Origin of the sequence: Pelagicoccus enzymogenes, from assembly GCF_014803405.1 — a bacterium.
GTDB lineage: Bacteria > Verrucomicrobiota > Verrucomicrobiia > Opitutales > Opitutaceae > Pelagicoccus > Pelagicoccus enzymogenes.
The window spans coordinates 345,555-368,234 of record NZ_JACYFG010000006.1; the positions used below are offsets into that span (position 1 = coordinate 345,555).

Sequence of the window (22,680 nt, forward strand, 5' to 3'; positions counted from 1 at the left end):
TCTAATAGTAGTAGGGATCGTAACCTCCCTCCAAAGCGCCCAGGAAGGCCAGGCATCCTACGAGGAGGAACCAGAGAGCGAAAGAGGCGCAACTCACCCAAACCCAGCGCTTGCCCGCCTTTTTCTTAGACCCTTCGGACTGGACCATGAAATAGATGCCCGCGATCAAGCCCACCAAGGGCATGAAAAGGGCCAGCAACACCATGACCAAGTTGAGTTGGGCGCTCACCCCCTCGTCCTTGGGCCGGGGAGACGCCGGGCGTTGGGGAGCGGGCCGCGCGTTTTGCGAGGCCGGAGGAACCGCAGCTTTGGAGGGTGTCGCCACCGCCTGTCGCGGAGCCGCTTGCACGCCTTGGGAGTCGCAGTGCTTCACAAAGGTATCGACCGAGACGTGCCCGGCAATCATGGCATTCATCAGCTCGATGGTGGCTCTCTCGTCTGGGCTCAGCTGCTCGCTTGGCTTCTCGATCAGGAGATTTGCCCGGTTGTGTGCGCGAGCCGGTATGGAATTCTCCTTCTCGAAATTGTAGAGACGTTCGCGGGCCTCCTGGATGCGCTTTCGCTCCGCTTCCGCCTTTTCCTCCGCTTCCCGGGCGAGTCCGGCGATGCGCTCCGGATTGATGGTGAGCACAATATCTTCCGACATGTCCGCCTTGAACACCGGCGTCTGCTCAGCTCCGCCGAGCTTCCGGGCGCTTTCCGGAACCTTGCGCTTCAGGTAGTCGAACACCTCGGTCATGGTGATCCGGCCATCGCCATCCGCATCCGCTTCGCCACGCAAGGCTTCCAGCAAGTGATGCGTGAAAATGCCGTGCCCCAGCGACTTGTCCTCCCATGATAGTTGATTCGGAGCCGCGGCAGCGATAACGGTGCTGCCCGCTCCTTCGGCGAGGGAGCTGTACATGTCCTTGCTGTAACCCACGCTCATCTTGCGGCTCCCCGCGGTAGCCACTCCGCCGGAATGGCACGCGTCCATCAATATTACGCTGCGCTTGCAACGCACCGTACGCACCAATCCCTGAAACTCCTCCTTGGAGAGGGCGGACGCGTAGAGGTTCGCGGAACTCGTGTCGTAGGGCAGCAGGTAGTTGGCGATCGCGTCTTGCGACTGCTGCGTGCGGTCCGGCTCCACGTCTCCGTGGCCGGCGTAAAAGATGATAGCGGTCGAATCTGCTCCCGCATTGCGCGAAAGCCAGCCGCTGATCGAGTCCTTGATGGCGAACAGAGTCGCCTCCTCGTCGACCAACAAGCGCACATTTTCCTTGGGAATACCGCAAATCGACTCGTCCGTCAGCAAATCGGCGAAGGCTCGCGCATCCGCATTGGTGAAGTTCAAAGGCGTGATGGCTTCGTCGCGATAACGACCGATCCCGATGACAAGGGCGTATGCATTCTGTCGTGACATATTCGATACAGCTTAAATTTTCTTTACCTCAAACTGGGTCGATGCCGCTGCCCAATCTCGGTCTTGGCGCTTTTCTACGCTGGCAGCGACTACACGCATCGCTCGCGGCGTAGCGGAGGACGGCACGGAATGGAAGAACTCCCCATCCGGGTCGAATTGAGTTTCCAACAGGGGCTTCGGATCCAGAGTCGCAATCGCCTTCAGTCGATCCACCCCTACCGGTTCCTCCAACACGATATTGAAGCCATAGCCATCCGATGGAATTTCGTGCGTAATTCCACCTTGGATACGGTTGTTCTGATTGTGTCGATTCGGAAAGAGGATGGTCAGCTCCCCATCGCTCGCCAGATTCAGCAGTGTCAGGTAACAGTCCCGACTGGCCCGCACGCAAACCCGCACCTGATCCCCAATCCGATAAACATGCTCAGGCTTGGAAGGATCCACATGCTTCATCCAAACCTGAAGCTCCAGCTCCTCTCCCTTTGAGTCGGGGACTGCGTCCAGAGAGCGAGCGACCGGTCCCTGGTCTTTCTCCACGAAAGAATAAACGATAGCTCCTACGAAAAAGACGATAAGAATTGCTCCGATCGGCAGGGCCGCGTCCACGCCAGCGGTCTGTATCACCGTTACAATGACAAGGGCGATAGCGATACAGAAGAGCAGGAACTGACTGCGGATCTTCTTCGCGATCAGCTGCAGCGTGCTATCGCTGGAGGCAGCACCAGAATCGGAGGACATGACGAGGAGTGGTTACAAGGAAGAGAAGGACCCCACCACTCTAGGGCAAGCGCTCCAGCCCGCAAGTTTCAAGCCGCCCGAAACAGCTAGGGCTTACACTGAAACGCCCCGCCTAAATGCCCTCAAAAAGACGAGCTAGCTCGTCACTACCCGGCTTGGAAGCATCGCGGCATCTTCCATACCGTGGATGATCTTCTTGTCCGGCGGGCAAAAAGTCGCCAAGGCGCCAGCGAGCTTCACCGTTTCGCCATCCATGAAGTAGTAGGGATTCAATCGCAGGCGACCACTCGCCTCGTAGGCAGTCCCGTCCTCCGCGTAGAGCGGATGCTTGAGCTGGACCGACTTGCTGAACTCCTGCAAGACATGCGGATGCGTCGCAGCCATATCGACCGCTTCCTGCAACGCCTCCTTCCAATCCTCCTTGGATACGTCATTGCCGATCACCACGCTGCGCGAGCCCCACGCCGTCTCGTGGAAACCTGAAATCTTGAGAACGAGGTTTCGCTCCTTCTGGCTCGCCTCCGCCAAATCCATCCACGAATGCAAGGGCTTGCCTTGAGCAACAGGCCCGTCGATCACCGCTCCAGGCGGCAAGGGAGCTGGATCCACGATCCAAGACATCGGTATCAATTGCTTCAATACCTTCAGAGATTTCTTTCCGATGTTCTCCTTCCAGAAATCTCGGAGCAAATGATGATGAAAGAGCGCCATGCCCATCTTTTCCTCGAGAAAAGGCTTAGCGGGCGGCGTCATGGCGACTTCTCCATTCTCGACCGCTTCGAGGATAAACTCCGCCTCAGGCAGATTCGGCAAGTCAAACAGTTCAAAAAAGCGGTACACGACGTCGATCTTCTCCGGAGAGCCGTCCATATCAAAGTACACGGCGCCTCCGAGAGGAAAGACCTGCTGTACCCACAAGCTGTATACACGATAGCCGCGACGTTGCAGTCGCTCCGCCAGCCAGTCCATTTCCGGCTTATAGGTGCCCGCCTCCTCGCTCACCGCCAGCACGATGACCGGATGATCCTCGTCCGGAGCCAGAGCGGCAATCGAACGGTAGAACGCCTCTTCCATCGCCCCACCCGCTCCCAGGATGCCATCGGCCCCGGAAGCTTCGTATAAGCTATTCAAATACGCCGTCAGCCCGATACCACCTGGAACCGAGTCGAGCTCGGAAAGCGAGAAGCCTTCCCGCGTCACCAGCAAGTCCGGACGGATCACTGGAGGCAGCGCTCCTTTGTTGGCCACGCTACGACAAGCCTCCACCAGGCTCTTGGCCTTGCCTCGATCCAAGTACTCCGCCACCCAAGGGGCATACAGCTCCCTGTTGCGAAGCAACTTTTTGCCCTCGTAAGAGCGACGATAGAGCAGCTCCAATGCTTGGTAGAACTCAAGGCTCGCCTGCCCGATCTCCTCGAGCTTCGCCACGATCTCGGGCGTCAATCGCCAAGGTTCCGGCGACATGCGCCAGGACTTCCCCTCGAAGAGCTCCTGTTCCGAAAATGCTGACTGTAGTGCGGCGAGTTCCATTGCTTGTAGCGATTTCCTATACGAACGAGGTCCCACTCTGATTGTTTAAGAGGGGAAAGCGCCCAACCAAGCTCGGCCCGAACTCATCCGTATCCGAAAGCCCATTCAATCCTCGATTTGAATCTCCTTGTTGCGGGAGCGAGGCGAGCCTGCCCGTAGCCAACCCGAAACGAAACGGTCGATATCGCCATCCATCACCGCTTGGATATTTCCAGTCTCCACGCCCGTGCGGAGGTCCTTCACCATCTGGTACGGCTGGAATACGTAGCTGCGGATCTGGTTGCCCCAGCCGATTTCACCCTTTTCACCGTACATCTTTTCCATAGCGCTGCGCTTCTCGTCCTCCTGTCGTTCGTAGAGGCGAGCTTTCAACATCTTCATGGCGGTGGAGCGGTTCTTGTGCTGCGAACGGTCGTTTTGGCACTGCACCACGATGCCGGTCGGCAAGTGGGTAAGGCGAATGGCAGAGTCCGTCTTGTTGACGTGCTGGCCCCCCTTGCCGCTGGCTCGGTAAGTGTCCTCGCGGATGTCCTTGGCCTCGACCTCTATCTCGATGTCGTCCTCGATTTCGGCCACCACGTCCACCGCGCAAAAGGAGGTGTGGCGCCGCTTTTGCGAATCGAAGGGGCTGATACGCACAAGTCGGTGCACCCCGCGTTCCGCGTTGGCATAGCCAAAAGCGTTTTCGCCCACGATCCGCAGGGTAACCTTGTCCAAGCCTGCCTCTTCGCCCGGCAACATGTCGATGACCTCGACCTTGAAGCCCCGGCGCTCCGCCCAGCGTGTGTACATGCGGTAGAGCAAGTCCGCCCAATCGCAACTCTCCGTACCGCCCGCTCCCGCATTGATGCTGAGCAATGCGTTGCAGCGGTCGTGCGGCTTGTTGAGGTAGCACTGGATCTCCAGCTCGTCGAGCTCTTCCTTGAGGGCTTCGGCCGCCTTGTGCAGTTCCTCCGCCTCGTCCGAAAGCTCGTCCACGCCCTCTTCCTCGAGCAACTCTTCCATGGCCCGAGCGTCTTCCAGCTTGGACATGAATTCGCTCATCCCATTGACCACGCCCTTCGCCAAGTTGGCTTGGGCAATCACCTTTTGAGCCGCCTTCTGGTCGTTCCAGAACGACTCCGCGCTCATCTGCTCCTCGAGCTCCTTGATTTCGATCTTCTTCTTATCGACGTCAAAGATACCTCCAGAGGTATCCGGCTCTCTTTTCAATCTGGTCGTGAAGGTCCTTGGTCTCGGGCTTGATCATAAGGCCGGAACATTACCCATCCCCCATTTCCCAAATCAAGCACCAACAATCCCAATCTGGAGGGACCGCATCCCCCCGTCCGCCTCAATCTCCTCCCCCGCCACGTGCCCCACCCATGACATTTTCCTGACAATTCTTTTGCTACCCCCTGACAAAACCAAAGCGCGAACCTGCTTATATAGGCGGCAGTCCGAATTCCGTCTCCGGCGGCAATTCCTCCGAAAAAACCAAAACCAAAGCTCTCGCATGAAAAATCGACACCTACTCGCCTTCCTGCTCGGACTCGCTCCGATCCTGGCCCATCTTCTCACACCCTCCGCCACTGCGGCCACCCCTAGCGACCCCACCGTCACTCTCACCGCCGAGCTCGACTACGCCCAGCTGTCAGCCGAGGGCAACGACACCGCCATCCTCAAGGTCAGCCTCCTGCCAGCCCACCTCCGCTACAACAACGATCGCCCGCCCCTCAATCTCGCCATCGTGCTGGATCGTTCCGGCTCCATGGGCGGCGAGAAGATCGAGATGGCGAAACGGGCCGTGCGCCGCGCCTTCCAGACCCTTCAACCCAACGACTACGTATCCATCGTGGCATACAACAACACCGCTAGGACGCTGCTTCCTCTCACTCAAGTCCGCCATATCCACAACCCGCGAGCCTACATCGATCGCCTGCACGCCGACGGCGGCACCGCCATCTACGCCGGCGTGAACCTCGGAGCCGCCCAACTGCGACCCGCCCTCGACGACAGCTCCGGCATCAATCGCATCTTGCTCCTCTCCGATGGGCTCGCCAACGAAGGCCCCTCCGACGTAAGGGATTTCCAACTACTCGGCAAGTCCCTCTCTCGCGAAGGCATCACCGTATCAACCATCGGTCTCGGCCTCGGATACAACGAAGACCTCATGGCCGGCCTCTCCGCAGCAGGACAAGGAAACGTCTACTTCGTAGAAACCGCCAACGACCTGCCACGCATCTTCGACTCCGAGCTCGGCGACGCCTCCAGCATCGTGGCCCAAAACGCCGTCATCGAAATCGAGTGCCTCCATGGCTTCGAGCCAATCCGCATCATCGGCCGCGACGGTCAAGTGCGAGGCAACCGCGTCACGCTAGACATCAAGCATCTCTACGCCGGCCAGGAAAAGTTCGCCCTCATCGAAGTCCGCAATCCAGGCGGAGCCGCCCACAGCACCCAGGACATCGCCACCATCACCACCCGCTACCAGGACATAGACTCCGACAAGACCTACGCCGTCAACAAAACCGCTACCACCACCTTCGCCCCCAATCGCGAACAGAAGGAAAAGTCCGTCAACATCGAGGTGCAGCGCCAAGTGGTCTATAACTTCATCGCCGAAGCGCAGGACGAAGCCGTCGCCCTCGCCGACCAGGGTAAACTCCCCGCCGCCACCGCAGCTCTCAGCGAGCTCGACGACTGGATCGCCACCCACAATACCGTCTGGCAAGACGCCGAAATCGAGCGCAAACGCAGCGAACTCGAGTCCACCACCAGCACGCTCGAGAAACAAGGCCTCGACAACAAGTCCCGCAAGGAGATGAGATCCTCCTCCTACCAAACCCGCTCCCAACAAAAGTCGTACTAAACCTGGAGGGACGAGTTCCACCTCGTCCGCAACCTCCAGATCCAACAAAACGAAGTAGGGCGAGCGCCATGCAGCATTGCAGGATCTAGGAAATGCGCTCCAAAACAGCGAGCGACAGCCCAACGCTCCCTCCCACAAAAAACGCTCTTCACACAGAGTGCCTCTCCCGCCAGCCTTGCACCATGCCGAAGAAGCCCCGCGTCGTCCTACCCTTGCTCCTGCTGGCGAGCACCACGCTCGCCATCGGAGCAATCGTCTACGGACTGCTCTGGCGCGAAGCCAATCGCTTGCATGAGGCCAATCTCCTAGCCGCCAACAACCAAGCCGCTACCGTCGTCGAAAACGTGGCCCTGACCGTGGGAGAAATAAAGACCGCCGTCATGGAGTCCCTGCTCTCCTTCGAGGGCCCGAACTTCTCTCCCCAGCTCTCCGCTTGGCAGCAGCGCGATCCCTTCGTGACCTTTGCCTTCTCCTGGAGTAACGCCAACCCCGAAAACGTAAGCCTCCTTCCTCAGGACAAACAGCTCGAACCTCACTTCGGCAGCCTCATCCGTCCCGAAGCCAAAAGCTGGATTTGGGAGGCCCCTGTTCCCAGCAGATTCGCCGACGCAGAAACAGCCAGCGATGAAGCCGACGACCCATTGGCCCCAGCGCCAAGCTCCTATAATTTCTCCTCCAACAGCACCCTGCGCCAAGAAATCCGTTCCCAATCCCAGCGAACCGCCCAAGTCGCCAAAAGCTCATTTGGCAAAGCGAAAGAAGTTTGGATATCCGACTCCACGCAATGGATACACAGCAGCAAGGACGGCGAAAGCTACTGGATCGGCATCGCGAGCTGGAACAAGCAGCAAGCAATCACCGGCGCCGCCATCCGAATGGGAGACCTCGCATCCGTCCTGCAAAGGTCCTTTCCTAACGAGCTCGCCCCCAACATCGAAAGCTTCGTTCTCCGCGATCCGTCCGGCAAGACGGTTGCCTCCACCCCCAACCGCAAGTCCTCCTACCTAAGATCTGAATACATCGGACGCGGTTCTAGCAACGCGTTCTCCCTAGGCTCCGAGCTCCCCGGTTGGACGCTCCACCTCTACACCCAGCTCGACGGCAGCCTAACCAGAGTGATCACCAGCGCCGCAGGCATCGGCACCAGCGCCATCTTGCTTACTCTCGCATGCACCGGCCTTTGGCTCGTCTGGCAATCTCGGGCCAGCCAACTCGACGCAGCCCGCAAGGTGTCCTTCGTATCCAACGTTTCCCACGAGCTCAAGACTCCCTTAACCACCATACGCATGTACTCCGAGCTCCTCCAGAGCGGACGCGTCAAGGAAGACGAGAAACGTATCAGATACCTCGATACAATATCCGGGGAGAGCCAGCGCCTTACACGTCTCGTCAACAACGTGCTCGACTTCTCACGTCTCGATCGGAGAAAAGCCAAGCTCAACCTCGCCGCCCAAGCCATCGACCCCGTGCTTCAATCCTACCTTGACCTCCGCCAAGGCGACCTTTCCCGAGCAGGCTTCGCCCTCGAAACCGAATTGCAGCTCGGAGAGACGCCGCTCGTGTTCGATCGCGACGCCCTCTGCCAAATCGTGGGCAACCTCGTCGATAACTCGCTAAAGTACGCCAAGCAAGGAGCTTGGATCCGCATTCGCTCGCATCGAAACGCGAGCCACGCCTTCATCGAATTTTCAGACCAAGGCCCCGGACTGCCAAAGCACCTGCGAAAGAAAACCTTCCAAGCCTTCAAGCGCGGCGACGACTCCCTTACCGCGGAGAGCTCCGGCTTCGGTCTCGGCCTCAGCATCGCCCAAACCTTGGCCAATGAAATGGGCGCCAAACTCACATACCAACACCCAAAGACGAATCGCCTTCACCCCACCTTCGTCTTGGAGTTCCCTATCTCAGATTTCGAAAAATGAGCCAAAAACGAATCTTAGTCGCAGAGGACGATCCGCATATCCGTACCGGACTCGTGGATACACTCGAGAGCGAAGGCTATAAAGTCACGAGCGCTCACGACGGCAAGCAAGCCAGCAGCCTCCTCTCACAAGAGACATTCGACCTCGCCCTGCTTGACATCATGATGCCCGGCAAAGACGGCTACGCCCTCTGCCAAGAAGTTCGCGCCAAGTCCCCGCAAACCGCCATCGTTCTGCTCACTGCCAAAAGCCAAGAGATCGACAAAGTGCTCGGACTCAAGCTCGGGGCCGACGACTACATCACCAAACCCTTTGGCGTACAGGAACTGCTCGCCCGCCTCGAAGCCATTTTTCGACGCCTCGCAGCGCGCATCCCCGCCGATGACAAGACCTCCCTTCCAACTCAGCTAACCATCGGCCAAGCCGCCGCAAACCGTTCGACCTATAAACTTGAATACGAAGGCCGCGAAGCGCCCCTCACCGAGCGAGAGCTCAAGCTGCTCGAGCAATTCTACCTCCACCCCGGCGAAGTCCTCAACCGTAACACCCTACTCGATCGCGTATGGGGAATTGAATACTACGGCACTACCCGCACCCTCGACCAACACATTGCCCAGCTGCGGAAAAAGTTCGCCAAACTCGGCGCCGACGATCCCATCGAAACCGTGCACGGAGTCGGCTACCGCTCCAAGCGCTAGCCAACCTTCACTCTTCATCCTCGTAAAATGCTCATCCTCATAGCCGCCCAGTCCCTCGACGGTTTCATCGCTCGCCCTGATCGGGCTGGCACCGACTTCTGCAGCGAAGCGGATGCGAGCTTCCTGCGCGACACGCTCAAAAAATTCGATTCGCTCATCATGGGTCGCAAGACTTTCGAGACCCTTCGCGAACGCATCCTGAATTCGGATACTAAACGCTACCTTCGCAAAATCATAACGCGATCTCCCGCCGCCTACGCGGCCGACACCCGGCCGGACTTGGTCGAGTTCACCGACCAGCCCCCGATCGAAACGCTCTCAGAACTCGCTGGCCGCGGACGCAAAAAAACCGCCCTACTCGGCGGCGGCGAGATCTATACCCAATACCTGGAGGCCGGCGTGGTCGACGAGCTTTGGATCACCATCGAGCCCCTGCTTTTCGGAGGCGGTACCCCACTTCTCGGCAAAGCAAACGAGCGCCCTCTCAAGCTCCTCTCCCACCATCGGCTAAGCGACGAGACCCTGCTGCTTAAATACAAGCCCCTGTAGTCCACGGCGCTCGTTGTAAACCTTGAGCCAAGCCGAAAGGCGCCGTCCCGCGTCAATCGGATCAAAGAAAGTAACGGATTGTCTCGTCAGCAAGTTCCTCGAAACGCCGGGGCCTCGGAGATCCGATTTTCCGCGGACCTACTCGTCCATGTTATGCGTGTGAAACTCGTCGGAAAACATGCGCAGCAAGCTATCGAGCTCCTCGGTGATCTTCTCTGGACGATTCGCGACGCCCATCATTTTGCGCTCCCAAGTCGCCAGCGACATGGAAACCGTACGGTCCTTGGGACGTTCCAGCTGAGCCATCTCGCGCAACTCCAGCTTCACCATGTACAAATGGCTCGGCCCCTGCACATGGGCCACGTCGATCGCAACTTCCAGATAGGGCTGCCCCGGCATCACGTCCAACTCCATGGAGGAGAGCAGCCGCACGTCGAAATCCTCCAAAGACTTGAGGGCCTGCTTCTCAACGTCGTCGTAAGTCAGCTCAAAAACGTCCGACTGGATGTTCAGCTGGCGAATCTCCAATCCCACTCCCTGAAGGTTCGTGAGAACGCTGTCCATGTAGTCAGACGCTGCGCAAAAAAACGGGCTCGCTACGGCCACTGCCAAGATTTGGAAAATTCTCATAACACGTACCTTAATCGACGAGACAGCACGCTAGCTGAAATTCTCCCCAGCGCAGCAAAAAACAACACAAACCCTCGGGTATTCCCTAGGGCGCAATCAAGCGCCATCCTTGCATTCAGGCCATCGGATACGGCTTTACCCGCACCTTCGGCGGCAAATTCGCTTCCAATCCAGCCACCTTCCCCTTCTCTCACAGTTCGCATCCATGCAAATCGACGCCCGCAACCGCCAAGCTACCCTCAGCGTAGGAGAATTCTCCGCTTTCACGCCCTACGCGACTCCGGGCTTCGGCGGCGTTTCGGCCGCCTGGCGAGCCCAGCTCGGAACTGAATGGCATCAACGTATCCAAAGAGAATCCGCTGACGCCGGCGAAGGGATGCAAGACGAAGTCTCCCTTTCCGGAGCCCTCGCTTGGAGAAACTGGACCCTGCACCTCAGCGGCCGCATCGACCAGTTCAAGGCCTCCCCGACCGCGCCGCACCTTCGCGAAATCAAGACCCTTTCCGAGCCCGTTCCCCTCGACCGCGAGGCCATCCTCGAACGCTACCCCGCCTACCCGCTCCAGCTCCTCACCTACCGAGAGCTTCTCATCCAAGCAGGTAGGAGCGACCTGGGTCGCGACCCCGCTGCCGAGACTTTCCGACTTGAGCTCCTCTTCGTAGAAATCGGATCCGGCCTCACCCAATCCCTCGTTCTCGACAAAACCTACGACGGGCTCTTCGTCGACCATCTCGACACCCTTGTCGACTACCTCGAGGCCAAACAAGAACGTCTCGCCCGACTCCGCTCCCTCTCAGTGCGCCCCGCCTACGACACTCCACGTCCCGGCCAAGAGCACATCCAAACAGAGCTGGCCGAGGCCTTTTCCCAATCCCAGATCACTTTGCTGGAAGCTCCCACCGGTTACGGAAAAACGGGGGTTGCCTGGGAATACGCCGCTCGCCGCCTCGCCGCCGGCCAATGCGATCGCGTGCTCTACCTCACCTCCAAAAGCACCGGCCAAACCGAGGCCCTCACCCGCCTCAAAGCCCTTCTTTCCAAAGCCACCCTTTCAAAAAGCCCGGAAAGCGACTCCCGCAGTTCCGCCTCCCCCCCGGCCACTTTCTGGCACATTCGCAACAAGCAGGAACACTGCATCCACCACGAATTCCGCTGCTCCCGGCAAACCTGCCCCTACCTCGCCGAGCTGCACGAAAAATGGAAGCGCTCAGGCCTGCAGCGCCTCTACCTGCTCTCCCAAGACGAGCTCGACCTCGAGACCCTGCGGGCCGAAGGACGCGTCACCGGCATCTGCCCCTACGAGATCATGAGAGCCGGCCTCGGCCAGCGCGACATCTGGGTCGGCGACTACAATTACCTTTTCTCGCCCTCCTCCGCCCGTTTGCTCGCCGACCAAGCCGACTTCGACCCCGCCCGCACCTTCCTGATTGTCGACGAAGCCCACAACCTGCCGTCCCGAGTCGCCTCCGCCTACACCCACGAGTTCTCCGTCCACCCCGTCTACGCCGCCCTCGACGACCTCAACGCCAACAAGGCTCCCGCCGCCCTGCGCAACCACTTCAAAATCCTCGCCAACCTGCTCACCGCTGGAGGGAACAGCCCGACCCGGTCCGCAACAAGCGATTCAGAAGTCGATCCGGCCACCGAAGCCGATTTCCGCCACTCCATCGGCAAGGTCAGCGAATTGCTCAACAGCGAACCGCTTGCCTACGAGGAGTTGCAACCCGATACCCTCGAACTGCTTTTCCAAATCAGCTCCGCCCACGCCGGCCAGCTGCGAGGCGAACTCAAGCATCAACTTTGGTCACCCCATCCCGGGACCTTCCGCCTCGAGTGCATCGACGCCTCCAAGCTCATCCAGTCCCAGCTTTCCCAATACAACGGAGCCCTCTTCCTTTCCGCCACCCTCACCCCCCTAGAGTCCTACCTCGACGAAATCGGCCTAGAGCCGGGAGGTGGGACGGCCGCTCCGCGGGCGTCAACTCACCCCCAAATCAGCCACCTCACTCCGCCCGCTCCCTGGCGCAGCGAAGCCTACGACGTCGCCATCGACCTCCGCGTCGACACCCGCTTCAAATCGCGCCGTAACCACTTGCCCACTACCGCTGCTACAATCGCCCAAGCCGCAGAGTTCGCCGGCCCCACTATCGCCTTCTTCCCCAGCTACGCTTACGCCAAACAAGCTTACGAGCACCTGCAACTGAAGCACTCCGAGCTACGCGTCGCCCTGCAACCGAGAGCAGGCGGTAGCCTCGCCGACCGCAATGCGTACCTAGAGGAGACACTCGCCTTCCACGACGTGCTCATCCTCATCCTCGGCTCCTCCTACGCCGAAGGGGTCGACACCCTTGGCGGAAAAGCCGGAACTGCCATCGTAGTAAGCCCTGCCTTGCCCGAGATGAACTTCATCCAAGAAGCGAAACGCGAGCACCACGACAACCTGGGCCACAGCGGTTTCGAACGAGCCTACCTGCACCCCGGTATCCAAAAAGTGAATCAAGCCCTCGGCCGCCTCGTCCGCTCGCCCGAGCACAAGGTCAAAGCCCTCCTCCATTGCCAACGCTTCGCCGATCCCAAAACCAAGAGATTACTCGATCCCCTGTACCAGTCGAAAAGCTACATCCACGAAGAGAGCGACTTGAGGGAGTGGCTAAACAAGTAGGGCTGGCGCTCGCGCCACGCCGCGAAGCCTGAATCGGCACGTTGCGGCGCGGAGCAAGCGCCGACCCTACGATCCTTACAGACCTCGCTCTTCCACTTCCTCCTCGTCCCAGCCGAAATGGTGGCCGAGCTCGTGCAGGTAAGTCTTGCGGATTTCGTCCTCGTAATCGAGGCCCTCGTCTTCGCAATACCAGGCGATGGCGCCCATGTAGATAGCGATTACTCCGCTTTCATCCACGCTCCCGGAGTCGTCGCCGTAAGCGATGTATTCGCCTAACATATACATCGCTTCCGGATCGATATGCGGGGCGTTCGGATGGTAGCGCTTGAAGAGGCAAGGAACCTTCTCTGCCGCGGGACGGATTTCGTCCGGCAGCTCCGACATACACTCCGTCACCACGTCACGGGCGACGCGCTCTAGTTCTGGCCAATCGTATCGAGGAAGTTTCATGGAAAGGAAAGCAGGTAGGAGCGAGTTTACTCGCGATTCAATCGCTTTTTTCGCGACCAAGGTCGCTCCTACGAAACCAAAGCCTTAGTCCACGAAAATATCGCTGATCTGAACCTGGCGCAGCTCGCCATGCTGCTTGAGCGCTTCCATGTCGATGGCCGTCGAAGGGCCGAGAATGGAAATCATCTTGGGCTGCCCCTGAATCTCAGCATCGTAGAACTCGAAGAGGTCCTCCAATTCGCCCGCCATGATTCGTTCGTAGCGCGTTTCACGCGGGTCACCTTCGAGCCCCACCCGCTCCCAAGCCTTGACGGCGCCGAGAACGTCGCGGAAGCCGATCTTGGAAACGCGGAACTGGTTATCGAGCGACTCCTTCACCACACCAAAGCGGTCCTCGGATCGTGGCATATTATTCCAAAGATCGAGGTAGGCAGCCAGCGAATCGACCGTCTTGTCAGCCTGAGTACCGATAAAGCCCATCACCAGATTTTCTCCACCCTCGAAGCTGGAAACCAAGAAATGAGCCCAAACGGAGTAAGCCAAGGCCCGCGCTTCGCGCATTTCCTGGAAGACGATTCCGCCCATTCCGCCATAGAAATACTCGTTGAAGGTCTCGATCATGGGTCGCTCCGACTCGTCGTAAATGCCACCCGGAAACTCGATGCGAATCTGCGACTGGGCCGTCTCCCAGTCGACGTAAACGATCTCGTTCGACTTCGGCTCATGAAGCTTCGGCAAGACCGGAGCCGGGGCCGGCTTCAGGGCTCGCTTGGTCTTGGAAAGCTTCTTCAACTTTTTGGCAACGTCCTTGATCGGCATCTTTCCGACGTACAAATAATCGTGTTGGTATCCAGAAAGTAGATGCAACTGACTCATCAAATCTTCCACGCTTAGGGCCTTGATTTCCGTGGAGGAGAGCCCTGTCAAAAAGGGCGATTCTTCGCCGTAGCGCGTGTAGTTGCGCAACGCGTTGAAGATCATGCTCGGCTCCTTCATGGCATCTTGCTTCTGCTTCAGCTGGATTGCGACCAACTCTTTCAAAACATCTGCATTCCCTTGGGAATCCAGTAGCACTTCCTGGAACAGCGAAAGCGACTCGTCGAAATTTTGCTCCAAACCGCTCACGCTCAAAGTCGTGTTGTGGTCGCCAACCGAGAAACCGAAGTCCGCCCCTAAGGCATACCACGCTTTTTTAAGTTCCGGCGGGGAGAGCCTCGACGTACCGGACTTGTCCAACAAGGCGGCCGTCATTGGCAGCTCACGCATTTCTCGACTGCCCAGTTCGTAGACCTTGGACAATGCAAACAGATCGTTGGCTGGGTTCTCAACGTAGAAGAGACGCACTCCGTTGCCCAGCTTCATCACCTGATAGTCGTCGCCCTTCTTCAGAAACTCCGGCTCGATCGGGTCCGACTCCATTGCAAGCAACTCAGCCGCGAATTCCGAGCGCTTGCTGCGGTCGATGTCGATGGGATCGAATTCTGGCTTCGGCACCGTCGGCGGCGTGTAGTCTCCATCTTTTCGATACGCGGCTACATAGGGCTTGGAGAAATACTTGTTGGCCACGCGAACCAGGTCTTCCTTCGTCAACGCCGCCATGCGGTCGATCTCGTTGACCACATCCGCCCACTCTTTCTTCTCGCCGAAGGCGGTGCTGATGAGCCTCAACCTTCCCGCGTTAGTCTCCATGGCCAGCTTTTCGTTCTTCTCGAAATCCGTCACGATGGCCGAAAGGATCCATTCCTCGAATTCCCCATTCTTGAGGATTTCCAGCTGCTCCAGCAAAAGCGCTTCCACTTCCTCCAAGCTCTGCCCTTCCTTGGGAGCGCCGTAGAGGAACTGGCTGCCTGCGTCGTTGCGAATGTAAGGGAACGAGCCCGCTTGAGCCACGCGTTGCTGCTGGTTGAGGTTCAAATTGATCAAGCCCGCGTTCGCGTTGTCCAAGATCATATCGACCAGCTTAAGGGCCGGCTCGTCTTCATGGCCGGTGGGAGCTGTGTCGAATCCGATGATCACATTCTCCTGCCCGGGATAGGTAACGGTGACGGTCTTCTTTTCGGTGATGGGGGCAGGCATCGGACGGGTAAACTCTGGGATGTCTCCAGATTTCCACGACGAGAAATACTTATCGACTACCTCAATCGCCTCTTCCGCTTGGAAATCGCCGGAAAGCGCCACTGCCATGTTGTTGGCCACGTAGTGAGCATTGAAAAACTCATGGATCTTCTTGAGCGACGGCTTCTTGAGGTGCTCAACAGAGCCGAGAGCGGTTTGCGAACCGTAGGGATGTTCGCCATAGAGCAGCGAAAAGAGAGCTTCCTGGATCAAACGGTCCTTATTGTCCATGGAACGGTTCTTTTCCTCGTAAACGATTTCGAGCTCCGGCTGGAAGAGGCGGAAGACCGGATCCTTGAAACGATTCGACTCGAGCTTCGCCCATTGCTCGAGGCGGTTGGACGGCAATTCTTCGAGGTAGACTGTGCGGTCGGGAGCGGTGTAGGCGTTAATGCCCTGCCCGCCCAAGCTGGAGATCAACGTATCGAACTCGCTGGGGATCGCGTACTGGGCAGCCAGCTGCGACTCCTTGTTGATTTCCTGGTAAATGCGAGCCCTCTCTTCCGGGTCTTCTTCATGGAAGTGCTCCTCGTACAGCTCGGTGATACGTTCGATGTGCGGCTTCTCCTTCTCCCAGTCCGAGGTGCCGTATTCGGTGTTGCCCTTGAAAAGCAAATGTTCGAGGTAGTGGGCCAAGCCTGTCGCGTCCGCCGGATCGTCCTTGGAGCCCGCTCGCACCGTGATTTCGGAGCGGAAGGTCGGAGTTTCGTGATTCTCGGTCAGGTAAACCGTTAGCCCATTGTCCAACTCGTAGATGTGAACCTGCATGAGGTCGTCTTCGAGCGGCGCCTGCACCAGCTTGTAGCCGGCATGCAAGGAAAAGAGGGGAAGGAAGAGAAGAAGGGATAGGTAGGCGCTAAGGTGCTTTGATTTCATTCCTCGTTGGGTTGGCGTTTCAGTTTTTAAAATTAGCCTTTTCGGATTGAGAGTCGACTGTCCTCACTGCCAGGGACAGGTACGGCTGCGAGCAGTTTCTGAGAATACTCACTTTGCGGGTTGCCGATCACGTCTTTGGTCAATCCGTATTCGACGATCTTGCCACGACGCATGACAGCAGTTCGTTCCGCGATACGCTTTACCACGCTGAGATCATGCGAGATAAAGAGGTATGACAAGTTATGGCGTTCCTGAAGCTCCATCAACAGGTCAATGACCTGCGCCTGGATCGTTACGTCCAGAGCGCTGACTGCCTCATCCAGGATGATCAGCTGCGGGCGCAAAGACATGGCTCGAGCGATACAGATCCGTTGTCGCTGCCCTCCGCTGAACTCATGTGGATAGCGATAGATTTGGTCCGCGGAAAGTCCGACTTCTTCCATCAGGCGCACTGCGACATCCGCCTTCGACTTCCCCTCCAGCAATCGATGCTCCTCCATCCCCTCCGTTAGGATATCCAAAATCGTCATACGCGGATTCAAGGAGGAGAAAGGATCTTGAAACACGATCTGCATATCGCGGCGCAGGGTCTTGAGCTCCGCCATCTTCATGCCCACCAATTGCTGCCCTCGAAACGTCACCTTGCCGGAGAGAGCCTTTTCCAGCCCTAGGATCGTTCGCCCCAAAGTGCTTTTGCCGCTGCCCGATTCTCCTACCACAGCGAGAGTCTCCCCTTCCATGATCTCTAGGCTAACGTCATCGACCGCCTTGATGTGCCCCACCGTCCTAGAAAAGATCCCTTTCTTGATAGGGAACCAAGTCTTCAGATTTTCTACAGTCAAAATCGGTAGACTCAGGCCTTCACGGGCGATTGGCTCATCGGTAAGCCGCGGAACAGAGGAAAGCAACTTACGCGTGTATCCTTCTTTTGGCGACGCAAAAAGGTCTCTCAGCTTCCCTTCTTCGACCTTGCGAGATCTCTCCATGACCATCACCCGGTCACAGAGCTGCCAGATTACCCCCATGTCGTGAGTAATAAAGATGATCGAGCTGTCTTCGCTTTTGACCTGTAAAATCAATTCGAAGATTTGGCGCTGAGTCGTCACGTCAAGGGCCGTCGTCGGCTCGTCGGCGATGATGATCTTGGGATCCAGCATGAGGACGGAGGCAATCATCACGCGTTGCCTCATGCCCCCCGAAAACTCGAACGGGTAGGCTCCCATTCGCTCCTCTGGAGATGGAATTCCAACCTTTGCTAGCCACTCAATCGCTCTCTCTCGAGCTTCCTTCTTCGTGATGTCGAAATGCAGTTGCAGGGTCTCGACGAATTGATCCCCTATCGTCATCAAGGGCGAGAGAGCCGTCATCGGTTCCTGGAAAATGATGCCAATCTCCCGACCACGAATCTTGATTAGCTCGCTTATCGGCATCGACATCAAGTCACGTCCGTCGTAAACGGCAGAACCTCTGACTATTTTACCGACTGGAGCAGGGACCAAGCGCAGCAAGCTGAGGCCCGTAACCGATTTTCCACTACCAGACTCCCCAACAATCCCAAGTATCTCGTTCTTGTGCAGATCGAACGAGAGATCGTCGACAGCTCTCACCGTCGATTCATCTGTCTGGAATTCGATGGTCAAGTTTCTGACCGCGAGCATGACTTCTTGGCTAGCACTCATGACTCGTAATGCGTGTTGGCTCTTGGGTCGAAGGCGGAGCGAACGCCTTCTCCAATGAAGACACCCAGCAAACCGACTAGGAACAATGCAAGGAAAGGAAATAGCACAAGCCACCAAGCGTAGCTAAACTCTTGGGCTTGCGCGAACATCTCTCCCCAACTCGGCGTCGGAGCCGGCAAACCGAACCCCAAGTAATCCAAGGCGGAAAGGGCTCCGATCGCTGACACCAAGGAGAAGGGGAAAAAGGTAATCACGGGAACCATCGAATTCGGCAAAATGTGCCGCAGAATAATCTTTCTCGAGGGGAGTCCTAAACAAGTCGCTGCTTCGACGAAGGGTTGTTTGCGGAGCTTCAGGAATTCGCCGCGGATGTAGTAGGATATTCCGATCCAGCTGAAGAGGGCATAAACGACCAGCAGGAGCCCAAAGCTCTGCCCAAACACAGAGCCGAGTAAAATCATAACGTAAAGGAACGGCAGCGCCTCCCATATCTCGATCGAACGCTGGCCAAGCAAATCGACCTTGCCGCCATAGTATCCTTGAACGGCTCCCGCGGCGATCCCGAGGAGCATCGAAGCCGCCACCAGCAAAATACCAAAATTCATGGAGATGCGCATCGCATGTATCAAACGAGAGAATACATCCCTTCCAGAGCTATCGAGACCCATCCAATGATTCTCGGTCGGGCGAAACGGGAAGAAGACATCCTCCTTTTCGAAATCGACCTCGTAGCTCTTCCCTTCGATATCCAGCGATATCGGTTGAATGCGACGCGTCATCCGCTCGTTGGCCTTCTCCTCGATAAGGTTGCGCGTCTCGTCATTCAGTTTGCTCCATAGCGTACTCGATCTCTCGATACGCCCCTCACCCTCGTGATCGACGTAACGCAGCACCTCTCGCTTCGACACGTTCACTTCCTCTCTCAAAGTTACCCTGACCGTTCGCGGGGGTCGCGAGCGCGGTTCGTAGGGCGAAAGCGCAAGCTCAACTACAATGCCGGATGCGAGCTCAACCTTCTCGCTAAATGCCGGTAGAACACTTTCGTTGGCAAGCCGCCCTTTGACAGCAGACTCGAACCCGGGCGAGACCGCGAACTGCTCGCTCGCTTCGACGCCGCGCAAATCTCGATCGGACTCCACCCCAAACATGGCAGCGCTGGCGACCGACCTCCGAATCGATAGCGACTCATCCAGTTCTAGGTTTCCGACTAACTGCTGGCGGCGGATCACGATGTCCACCGTTTCATCCACATCGATTTGGGCTGCAGTGATGCTCTCGTTCGGGCCGTAAGGGTACGGGGCGAAGACCATGAAATTTCCACTTCCCTCCGCAAAGCGTTCCGACGCGTTTATCGCCTTGTAGTCCGGACGCGTGACCAAGCCGCTATCGGTAAACACGTCATCAGGATAATAGAAGAAAAGCGGCAGGTAAGACTCCCCTTCGTAGCGAACGTACAAGGGCTTTTCGTTGAACAGAACATCGGCCAGCAAGCTGAAAGCATACAGGCCGATCAAAAGCCAAAATGAGCAATAGGAACGCTTCAAAGCCTTGAACCGTTTCCATCGCTTCTGCGTGATCGGATTGAATTTCGGTCGCCTGATCTTCATCCCTTGTTGAAGCTGATACGCGGATCAATCAGCACGTAGCAGAAGTCTGACAGCACACGCCCCAGCAGGGCTACGATAGACGTCAAGGCCAATGTCCCCATGAAGACCATGTAGTCTCGGCCAACGATCGCCTCCAAACTCAAGAGCCCCATGCCCGGGATGTTGAATACACGCTCGATCAAGACCGAGCCCGCAAACATGATCGAAAGCACCCCTCCAAAACCGGTTGCGATCGGGATCAAAGCGTTGCGAAGGGCATGTTTCCAAACCGCGCGTTTCATGCTACCGCCTTTCGCGACGACGGTACGGACGTAGTCCTGGCTGATCTGCTCGAGCAAGGAGTTTTTCATGAGCAGAGTGAGCACCGCAAAGTTTCCGATCACATAGCACATAACGGGGAGAAACATGTGCATGAACTGGTCTTTCACCTTCTCCCAAAAACTCATTTCCTCGAAGAACTCGGAGCGAAAGCCTCCGATGGGAAAGATATCGAAGAAATGCTCCGAAGTACCGCTGAAAACGGTTTTCAACAACATGCCGAATGCGAATGCCGGAATCGCGTATCCCGTGAAAACCGCCACGCTGCTAGCGAGGTCAAAAGCCGAACCATTGCGGAGGGCCTTGGCAATCCCCAACGGTATGCATATCAGGTAAGTCAATACAAAGCCAGCGATTCCAAAAGTCAGAGAAACCGGAAAACGCTCTGATATGAGCTGCCAAACGGTCTTGTTCGAATACTTGTACGAGTCCACCGTCATACCCATCTTGTTGACGACCAGCCAATCGTAGTAGCGAATGAGAAAGGGCTTATCGAAACCGAAGTGAGCTCGAATCGCTTCGCGTTGCTCCTCCGAGATGCTTTCGCTCCGCGTGGCCACTCCGGATCCATCGAAACCGCGCATCTGCATCATTGCCTGTTCAACCGGTCCCCCGGGAACGAATTGAGTGAGCAAATACGTCAGGAAGGTGATACCGATAAAAGTCGGAAAGATCAGCAGAATACGCCGAAGAAAATAGGCAGCTCTATCGCTCATGTAATGGGTCAGCTCGAAGGGAAGCGTCCCCTATCCGTCGAACTCTTCGTCGAAGGAGATATCGTACGGCAGAGGAGCAAGGGCCTTGCCCTCCTCCATCGCCTGCTCGAGATCCGCCTTCGCGTCAGGATCAATCCACCAGTAGTTCCAAGCTGAACGCTCGTTTTCAAACTTAGACAGGACAGTGTAAGGCGTGCCGAACTTGTTCCAGTAGAGCATGCGAGTGTAGTCGATATGCCACAACAAAATGTATGGGACCTCCTGATAAACAAGCTGGTCGATCTCGCGCAGGATGTCGTTTCGCTCGGCAATGTCGTAAATGCTCCGCTGCTTCTCAATCAGGGCATCGACCTTCTCGGACTTGAATCCAGTGATGTTCTGTCCCGCCGGGCGATCCGCTTCCTTGGAGTACCACATCGATTCGGGATCCTTGAACAAGCTGGCGCCCCAAGCCGCCCAAGTCATGTCGTAGTTGAATTCGTCCATGTCCTTCATCCACGCAGCCCAATCTTTTCTGACGATCTCCAGATCGATCCCCAAGTCAGCGAGGTCCTCCTTGTACACGACGAGGAACTTGTCCGAGCTCGCCGAACGGGTGAGGAAACGGATCAAAAACTGCTTTCCATCCTTTTCCAGCTTGCCGGTCTGGGGATTCGCTTTCCAGCCCGCTTCCGCCAAGAGGGCTCTCGCCTTCTCCTTGTTGTATTCGTAAAGTGGATTCGGATTTGGATGTTCCTCGTCCCAAAGGTCGGAGGAGAACGAGTTGGAAAGCGTATACTGCTTGAACATCAACTCGTTGTTCATTCGCTCTCGATTGAGCAGGTGAGCCAACGCAAGGCGCACTCGACGATCGCTGAACAGATCGCGACGCGTATTCATGGCAAATCCCTGCCAGCTCGGGGGCTCGTGGTTCGTGATCGCCTGTTTCACGATCCAGTTCTTGTCGAAGGCCTCCCCTTCGGTGTTGTTCACCCAGATGTGAGAGGTGTAGACCGCATGGATGTCGAACTCCCCTTTCTTGAAAGCTTCATAGGCCATCTCGCGCTCGGGATAGAAGCGGAACTCCAGAGTTTGGAAATTCCCAACCCCCTGGAAGCGCTTGGCGTCCTTGAGCCACCAGTCAGCCCTGCGTTCAATGGTAGCGGAGACTCCCTCCTTGACCGTTCCGAAACGGTAGAGGCCGGATACGACAGGAAACTCGAAGTTCGACTTGTTGAAGTCTTTTCCTTCGTAGAAGTGCTTGGGCAATATTTGCAGAGTGGCAATCGTGAGGACATTCCTCCAGTGCGCGACCTTGGCTGTGAATCGGATAGTGAGGTCGTCAACGACCTCCGGGGCTTCGAACTCCTGCAACCCCACCTTGTGCGGGCCGGTGAGGTTTTCCGGCTTCATGATCGTCTCGTAGGTGAAGGCTACGTCCTGGGCCGTGATTGGCTTTCCGTCGCTCCATCTTGCCCGATCATCGATCTTGACCAAAAAACTCAGCTTGTCGTCCGAGACCGTGATGCTTTCGGCGATCAGAGGTTCGAAGGAGGCATCCACAGGATGAATACCCATCAGCGTGTCGAACATCATTCCGTAAATCGTCGCGTTGTAGGCAGTCGTATCCAAATAGTAATTGAACGACTTAGGATACTGGGCGGCGTAAATCCTTACCTTACCGCCGACGAGAGCGTCGGGACTGGCAATCGGATTGTAGTCGTCTTCCCAATCCTCACTTGGAATCACTTGCTCCGCTCGCAGCGACAAACAGCCGAGAAAGAGGGTCGCGCAGGACATGAAGCGGCACAGGAACGAGAAGGTGCGATTTCTTAGGGACATAATTTCTTACCTTGGTTGGAACGAATAGAACGACGGAAACTGTCTAAACCTAACCGGGAAACGAGTCAGACGAAAATCCAAATTCGCAAGCACTAGGAAAAGAGGCTAAACTCGAC

At 57.0% G+C, this 22,680-nt stretch carries 16 protein-coding genes; 5 read left to right on the forward strand and 11 right to left on the reverse strand.

Annotation, left to right across the window (positions count from 1 at the left end; genetic code table 11):
- Position 1: 1 nt before the first annotated feature.
- From IEN85_RS03895 to prfB, 4 genes are all read right to left on the reverse strand, one after another.
- Positions 2-1,405 carry a caspase family protein gene (locus tag IEN85_RS03895; RefSeq protein WP_191615751.1) on the reverse strand — a complete coding sequence of 468 codons (1,404 nt, stop codon included), beginning with the start codon at positions 1,403-1,405 and terminating at the stop codon, positions 2-4.
- Between the two features lie 12 nt (positions 1,406-1,417).
- Entirely contained in the window at positions 1,418-2,143 is a 726-nt protein-coding gene (locus tag IEN85_RS03900) for a DUF4384 domain-containing protein (RefSeq protein ID WP_191615752.1), read from the reverse strand.
- 135 nt (positions 2,144-2,278) lie between these two features.
- Positions 2,279-3,673 carry a hypothetical protein gene (locus IEN85_RS03905; protein ID WP_191615753.1) on the reverse strand — a complete coding sequence of 465 codons (1,395 nt, stop codon included), beginning with the start codon at positions 3,671-3,673 and terminating at the stop codon, positions 2,279-2,281.
- A 105-nt stretch (positions 3,674-3,778) separates the two neighbouring features.
- Positions 3,779-4,922, reverse strand: a protein-coding gene (gene prfB, locus IEN85_RS03910; protein ID WP_191615754.1) for a peptide chain release factor 2 whose coding sequence is annotated in 2 segments (ribosomal slippage) — positions 3,779-4,849 and positions 4,851-4,922 — 1,143 coding nt in all. Because the reading frame shifts where the segments join, the coding sequence is not laid out codon by codon here.
- Positions 4,923-5,168: 246 nt separating this feature from the next.
- Here prfB and IEN85_RS03915 point away from each other — a divergent pair.
- From IEN85_RS03915 to IEN85_RS03930, 4 genes are all read left to right on the forward strand, one after another.
- Complete coding sequence (locus tag IEN85_RS03915) at positions 5,169-6,524, forward strand: vWA domain-containing protein (protein WP_191615755.1); 1,356 nt, start codon at positions 5,169-5,171, stop codon at positions 6,522-6,524.
- A gap of 182 nt (positions 6,525-6,706) precedes the next feature.
- Entirely contained in the window at positions 6,707-8,443 is a 1,737-nt protein-coding gene (locus tag IEN85_RS03920; protein WP_191615756.1) for a sensor histidine kinase, read from the forward strand.
- Positions 8,440-9,141, forward strand: a complete 702-nt coding sequence (locus IEN85_RS03925) for a response regulator transcription factor (RefSeq protein ID WP_191615757.1) — start codon at positions 8,440-8,442, stop codon at positions 9,139-9,141. Before IEN85_RS03920 ends, IEN85_RS03925 begins: the two co-directional genes overlap by 4 nt.
- Positions 9,142-9,168: 27 nt before the next feature.
- Entirely contained in the window at positions 9,169-9,690 is a 522-nt protein-coding gene (locus tag IEN85_RS03930; RefSeq protein WP_191615758.1) for a dihydrofolate reductase family protein, read from the forward strand.
- A 138-nt stretch (positions 9,691-9,828) separates the two neighbouring features.
- On the opposite strand, the gene IEN85_RS03935 is transcribed toward IEN85_RS03930, so the two are convergent.
- Complete coding sequence (locus IEN85_RS03935) at positions 9,829-10,320, reverse strand: hypothetical protein (RefSeq protein WP_191615759.1); 492 nt, start codon at positions 10,318-10,320, stop codon at positions 9,829-9,831.
- 205 nt (positions 10,321-10,525) lie between these two features.
- Between IEN85_RS03935 and IEN85_RS03940 the strand changes: the two genes are divergently transcribed.
- Entirely contained in the window at positions 10,526-12,982 is a 2,457-nt protein-coding gene (locus IEN85_RS03940) for an ATP-dependent DNA helicase (RefSeq protein WP_191615760.1), read from the forward strand.
- 75 nt (positions 12,983-13,057) lie between these two features.
- On the opposite strand, the gene IEN85_RS03945 is transcribed toward IEN85_RS03940, so the two are convergent.
- From IEN85_RS03945 to IEN85_RS03970, 6 genes are all read right to left on the reverse strand, one after another.
- Complete coding sequence (locus IEN85_RS03945) at positions 13,058-13,432, reverse strand: metallopeptidase family protein (protein WP_191615761.1); 375 nt, start codon at positions 13,430-13,432, stop codon at positions 13,058-13,060.
- An 84-nt stretch (positions 13,433-13,516) separates the two neighbouring features.
- Positions 13,517-16,423, reverse strand: coding sequence for a M16 family metallopeptidase (locus IEN85_RS03950; protein WP_191615762.1), 2,907 nt, complete (start codon positions 16,421-16,423; stop codon positions 13,517-13,519).
- 32 nt (positions 16,424-16,455) lie between these two features.
- Positions 16,456-18,102, reverse strand: coding sequence for an ABC transporter ATP-binding protein (locus IEN85_RS03955; protein WP_224772438.1), 1,647 nt, complete (start codon positions 18,100-18,102; stop codon positions 16,456-16,458).
- Complete coding sequence (locus tag IEN85_RS24350) at positions 18,099-19,709, reverse strand: ABC transporter permease subunit (protein ID WP_224772439.1); 1,611 nt, start codon at positions 19,707-19,709, stop codon at positions 18,099-18,101. Before IEN85_RS24350 ends, IEN85_RS03955 begins: the two co-directional genes overlap by 4 nt.
- Positions 19,706-20,743 (reverse strand): ABC transporter permease subunit, encoded by a 1,038-nt coding sequence (locus IEN85_RS03965; RefSeq protein WP_191615763.1) that lies wholly within the window; start codon positions 20,741-20,743, stop codon positions 19,706-19,708. The genes IEN85_RS24350 and IEN85_RS03965 overlap by 4 nt, the downstream gene beginning before the upstream one ends.
- Before the next feature lie 30 nt (positions 20,744-20,773).
- Positions 20,774-22,564: an extracellular solute-binding protein gene (locus IEN85_RS03970; protein WP_191615764.1), complete on the reverse strand. Its 1,791-nt coding sequence runs from the start codon at positions 22,562-22,564 to the stop codon at positions 20,774-20,776.
- Between the last annotated feature and the right edge of the window lie 116 nt (positions 22,565-22,680).

What these genes read in the sequence shown, in the direction of transcription:
- IEN85_RS03895 (WP_191615751.1), bottom strand. Translation starts at nt 1,405, where the DNA reads ATGTCACGACAGAATGCATACGCCCTTGTCATCGGGATCGGTCGTTAT.
- IEN85_RS03900 (WP_191615752.1), bottom strand. Translation starts at nt 2,143, where the DNA reads ATGTCCTCCGATTCTGGTGCTGCCTCCAGCGATAGCACGCTGCAGCTG.
- IEN85_RS03905 (WP_191615753.1), bottom strand. Translation starts at nt 3,673, where the DNA reads ATGGAACTCGCCGCACTACAGTCAGCATTTTCGGAACAGGAGCTCTTC.
- IEN85_RS03915 (WP_191615755.1), top strand. Translation starts at nt 5,169, where the DNA reads ATGAAAAATCGACACCTACTCGCCTTCCTGCTCGGACTCGCTCCGATC.
- IEN85_RS03920 (WP_191615756.1), top strand. Translation starts at nt 6,707, where the DNA reads ATGCCGAAGAAGCCCCGCGTCGTCCTACCCTTGCTCCTGCTGGCGAGC.
- IEN85_RS03925 (WP_191615757.1), top strand. Translation starts at nt 8,440, where the DNA reads ATGAGCCAAAAACGAATCTTAGTCGCAGAGGACGATCCGCATATCCGT.
- IEN85_RS03930 (WP_191615758.1), top strand. Translation starts at nt 9,169, where the DNA reads ATGCTCATCCTCATAGCCGCCCAGTCCCTCGACGGTTTCATCGCTCGC.
- IEN85_RS03935 (WP_191615759.1), bottom strand. Translation starts at nt 10,320, where the DNA reads ATGAGAATTTTCCAAATCTTGGCAGTGGCCGTAGCGAGCCCGTTTTTT.
- IEN85_RS03940 (WP_191615760.1), top strand. Translation starts at nt 10,526, where the DNA reads ATGCAAATCGACGCCCGCAACCGCCAAGCTACCCTCAGCGTAGGAGAA.
- IEN85_RS03945 (WP_191615761.1), bottom strand. Translation starts at nt 13,432, where the DNA reads ATGAAACTTCCTCGATACGATTGGCCAGAACTAGAGCGCGTCGCCCGT.
- IEN85_RS03950 (WP_191615762.1), bottom strand. Translation starts at nt 16,423, where the DNA reads ATGAAATCAAAGCACCTTAGCGCCTACCTATCCCTTCTTCTCTTCCTT.
- IEN85_RS03955 (WP_224772438.1), bottom strand. Translation starts at nt 18,102, where the DNA reads ATGAGTGCTAGCCAAGAAGTCATGCTCGCGGTCAGAAACTTGACCATC.
- IEN85_RS24350 (WP_224772439.1), bottom strand. Translation starts at nt 19,709, where the DNA reads ATGAAGATCAGGCGACCGAAATTCAATCCGATCACGCAGAAGCGATGG.
- IEN85_RS03965 (WP_191615763.1), bottom strand. Translation starts at nt 20,743, where the DNA reads ATGAGCGATAGAGCTGCCTATTTTCTTCGGCGTATTCTGCTGATCTTT.
- IEN85_RS03970 (WP_191615764.1), bottom strand. Translation starts at nt 22,564, where the DNA reads ATGTCCCTAAGAAATCGCACCTTCTCGTTCCTGTGCCGCTTCATGTCC.